This is a genomic window from Rhizobacter sp. P1_G5 (assembly GCF_056405435.1).
In genome coordinates this window covers 1-4,121 of the sequence record NZ_JBFUCB010000553.1, presented here as the reverse complement: position 1 = coordinate 4,121, position 4,121 = coordinate 1, and the positions used below count along the sequence as shown (strand labels likewise).

Genomic DNA, 4,121 nt, shown 5'->3' with positions numbered 1-4,121 from the left:
ACCGTGCCCTGCTCGAACGGCCAGTGCGACAGCTGCCAGCCGGCCGGCACGGCGCGCCGCCGCGCCGTCAGCTTCAACGGCAGCGGCGTGAAGAACAGCCGCAGCGCGAGCCGCATGCCCAGCCCGGGCGCGATCGACTGCGTGCCGCGCAGCGCGGCGCCGATCCAGCGCGCGCTGCGGCTGGCGGCGTAGAAGGCGGTGGCGGGGTTGGGCGTGCTCATCAGAAGCAGCCGAAATCGGCATTGCTGTGCGGCACCGCAGCCACCACGCGCCACAACGACAACGCGCCGCGCAGCAGCGCAGCGACGACCAGGGCGGACACGACGATCATCAGCATGGCAATCTCCTTGATTTCGCACGCACGTGCGAAATGTGTGAACAGGGAACGGCGAACGGGGCGGGCATGGCTTCAGGCCTGGAGGGAGCGGATGAGCCGTTCGTAGGCCGACCAGCAGCGGTCGGCGGCGCGCGGCTCGCGCAGGAAACGGGCTTCGCGCATCAGCGCGACGAACAGGCCGTCCATCTCGAAGACGAGCTGGTCGGCGTCGGTGTCGGCGCGCAGGTGGCCGGCGTCGATGGCCTGGATCACGGTGCGCTTGAGCGCGCTGCGCCAGCGCATCACGTGGTCGAGCAGCAGGTCGCGCAGCGGGCCTTCGCGGTCGTCGAACTCGAAGGCGCCGGCGCAATAGAGGCAGCCGGTGCGGATCTCGACATCGCGCGCACGCTGCAGCCACAGCCGCATGATCGCGTTCAGCCGCGGCAGGCCGCGCGGCTCGCGCATCGCGGGCACGAAGACATCCTGCAGGAAACGGCGGTCGTACTCGTCGATCACCGCGATCTGCAGCGCCTCGCGCGAGCCGACGCGCGAGAACACGCCGCTCTTCGACAAGCCCAGGCGCCGGGCGACCTCGCCGATGGTCAGGCTGTCGAGCCCGTCGGCGGCGGCCATGCCGAGCGCGGTGTCGAGGATCGCGGCGAGCGTGAGCCCGCTGCGTTCGGTCCGGGTTTCCATGCGGCGCAATTTAGCACGATCGTGCGAAGTGTCAAGCCGAGGTGTCGGACACCGCCGGCACCACCCATCGACAGGGGTTGCGGCGCCGTGGTACACCGCGTGACGGCACGCGACGGGGGTGGCGCGCCGGGAGAGAGGGAGCCGATGGCGCAGTCGGATGACGGATCGCGATTTCGCTGGCTGGTGGTCGGCCTGTGGCTGGTCGTGGTCGCGCTGCTGGCGGGGCTGAGCGCCTTCAGTGCCGACACGCTGTCGGCGGCGCGCGCGTATGTCGGCGGCGAGAGCCACTGGTCGAAGGGCCAGAAGGACGCGATCTACCACCTGTACCGCTACAGCGAATCGCATGACGCGCTCGACTACCGGCGCCACCTGGCGGCGCTCGCGGTGTCGCAGGGCGACCAGCTCGCCAGGCTCGAGCTCGACAAGCCCGTGCCCGACATGGCCGTGGTGCGCCGCGGCCTGCTGCAAGGCGGCAACCATGCGGACGACATCGATTCGATGGCCCGCCTCTACCGGCGCTTTCGCCACGTCGGCTTCATGGCCGAGGCCATCAGGACCTGGGCGGAAGGCGATGCGCAGATGGACGAGCTGAGCGCGCTCGGGCGCGACATGCATGCCCGCATCCTGGCCGGCGACAACGGCTCGCCGCAGCTGCGCTCGCTGGTGAGGCGGATCCCGCCGCTGAGCGAGCGATTGACCGAACTCGGGATGCGCTTCTCCGACTCGCTCGGCGAGGCCTCGCGCATCACGCGGCAGCTGGTGACGGCGACGACGCTCGGGCTCGGCGCACTGCTGGCCGCGGCCAGCGTGTGGTTGACGATGCGCATGCACCACGCGCAGCGCCGCACCGAACAGGCGCTGCGCGAAAGCGACGAGCGGCTCGCCACGGCGGCGGAGGGCGCGCACATCGGCGTGTTCGACTGGGATGTCGAGCACGATCGTGTGCAACTCGATGCCCGCGCGGCGGCCCATTTCGGGGTCGATGACGACCCGGGCTCGCGCAACGGCACGCAACTGTCGGCCGACAGGGTGGACCCGGCCGACCTGCCCGCGCTGCATGCGGCGCTCGCGCGGGCCGTGAATGGCGACGAGCTGGTGGAGCTGCGCTTTCGCGTGCTGTGGCGCGACGGCCGCGTGCGCCACCTGGAGATGAATGCGCGCCGCCGCCAGGTCGACGGCCGGCGCGCGGTGGGCCTGCTGTGGGACGTGAGCGACGACGTCGAGGCCGAGCAGCTGCGCCTCGACAAGGAGGCGGCGGAGCGCGCGAACCTGGCCAAGACGCAGTTCCTGTCGCGCGTGAGCCATGAGCTGCGCACGCCGCTGAACGCGGTGCTGGGGTTCGCACAGTTGCTGCAGACCGATGCCCACGAGCCGCTGACGAACCGGCAGGCGGCGCGGCTGCAGCATGTGCTCGACAGCGGCCAGCACCTGCTGGAGCTGATCAACGACCTGCTGGACCTGACGAGCATCGAGGATGGCGCGCTCGCGCTGTCGAACCGTGAGGTCCCGCTCGCGCCGGCGCTCGGCGCGAGCCTGCGCCAGGTGGAACCGCTGGCGTTGTCGATGGGCGTGACGCTGGCGATCGAAGGGACGCAGGCGCTGGCGGTGCACGCCGATCCGCGGCGGCTGGAGCAGGTGTTCGCGACGCTGCTGTCGAACGCGGTCCGCTACAACCGCCCGGGCGGACGGGCCTGGGTGGTGTGCGCCGAGGAGGGAGCACGCGTCGTGGTGACGGTGCACGACACCGGTGTCGGCATCGAGGCCGGCAAGCTCGCGCAGCTCTACCAGCCCTTCAACCGGCTGGGTGCCGAGAACACGCCGGTGCCCGGCAGCGGGCTCGGCCTCGTGATCACGCGGCTGCTGCTGCAGCGCATGGGCGCGACGATGGCCATCGAGAGCGAGGTGGGACGTGGAACCCGGGTGCGCGTGAGCCTGCCGCTGGCGCGCGTGGTGCGGCAGGAGACGGCGCTCGAAGGGCGCTGATCAGCCTCGGCGCTGAGGCTGCATCTGCTGCTGGTAGCGCGCCGGCGTGACGCCGTACATGCCGGCGAAGCGGCGCGTCAGGTGGGCCTGGTCGGTGAGCCCGTTGTCGGCCGCCACCAGCGCGGGTGCGAGGCCGGCGGCCAGTTGCCGCTTCGCGCGGAACAGCCGCAGCGCCATCAGCATCTGGTGCGGCGTGGCATGGTGCCGCGCCTTGAAGCAGCGCTGGAAATGGAACGGGCTGAGCCCGGCCGCCTGCGCCAGGTCGGCCAGCGTCAGCGGCTCGGCCAGGCGGTCGTGCATCAGGTCGATCGCGCGTTGCAGCGGCGCGTGGCCCTCGAGCGCGCGCTCGGGCGGGCCGCGGCGTGCATGCGGCTGCACCGCCTGCAGCAGGTCGAGCAGCGCGCCATCGAAAGCCAGTGGGGCATCGGCCGCCCACAGCGCCTGCAGGGCCCGGCTCGCGCGCTGCGCGCTCGCCGCGTGCTGCAGCACCGGCTCGGCGAACGACCAGTCGGCCTCGCCGGCCACCTCGCGCAGCAGCGCGGCATCGACGTACGCCATGCGGTAGCGCCAGCCGTGCGCGGTCTCGGCGCGGCCGGTGTGCAGCACGTCGGGGTTCATCAGCACCAGCGACTGCGGCGGTGCCAGGTGCTCGCTGCCGCGGTAGCGGAAGCGCTCGACGCCGGCATCGATCACGCCGAAGCCGTAGGCCTCGTGCGTGTGCGGCTCGAATGCGTAGCGCACGATGTGCGCCCGGTACAGCTCGATGCCGCCGCGGTGCGCGGGCTGCTTGAACTGCGCACGGTCGCTGGCGTGCTCGAATCGGGCGGGGACGGCTTCCACCGCACGATGATGGCATGCTCGGGGGGCGATGAGTGCCTTGCCCGTCCTCCCGCTTCACCCGGCCGACAGCTTGCGCGTGTCGGACCAGGAGCGCGCGACGCTCGCGCAGTTCGTGACGCTGTCGATCGTGCTGCACGTGCTGGCGGTGATGTGGGTCGGCACGCAGACGGGACGCTCGGACGGCGGTGCCGCGCCGCGGGCCGATGCCTGGGGGCCGCTGCGGGTGACGCTGGCGCCGCCGCCGGCGCCGCGTGCGCTGGCCGCCGCCCCGCGGGCAGCGGTGATC

The 4,121-nt window shown here is 72.1% G+C and carries 4 protein-coding genes and 1 pseudogene; 2 read left to right on the top strand and 3 right to left on the bottom strand.

Annotation, left to right across the window (positions count from 1 at the left end; translation table 11 throughout):
* A pseudogene (locus AC1D12_RS26725) lies at positions 1–221 on the bottom strand (alpha/beta hydrolase); the annotation flags it as partial.
* A gap of 188 nt (positions 222–409) precedes the next feature.
* Positions 410–1,012 (bottom strand): TetR/AcrR family transcriptional regulator, encoded by a 603-nt coding sequence (locus AC1D12_RS26720; RefSeq protein ID WP_047508557.1) that lies wholly within the window; start codon positions 1,010–1,012, stop codon positions 410–412.
* A 144-nt stretch (positions 1,013–1,156) separates the two neighbouring features.
* Here AC1D12_RS26720 and AC1D12_RS26715 point away from each other — a divergent pair, with 144 nt between their 5' ends.
* Positions 1,157–2,995, top strand: a complete 1,839-nt coding sequence (locus AC1D12_RS26715) for a sensor histidine kinase (protein ID WP_477844025.1) — start codon at positions 1,157–1,159, stop codon at positions 2,993–2,995.
* On the opposite strand, the gene AC1D12_RS26710 is transcribed toward AC1D12_RS26715, so the two are convergent.
* Positions 2,996–3,835, bottom strand: coding sequence for an AraC family transcriptional regulator (locus tag AC1D12_RS26710; RefSeq protein WP_477828959.1), 840 nt, complete (start codon positions 3,833–3,835; stop codon positions 2,996–2,998).
* Between the two features lie 28 nt (positions 3,836–3,863).
* Between AC1D12_RS26710 and AC1D12_RS26705 the strand changes: the two genes are divergently transcribed.
* A partial coding sequence (locus AC1D12_RS26705) for a hypothetical protein (RefSeq protein WP_477844023.1) occupies positions 3,864–4,121 on the top strand: 258 nt, incomplete at its 3' end.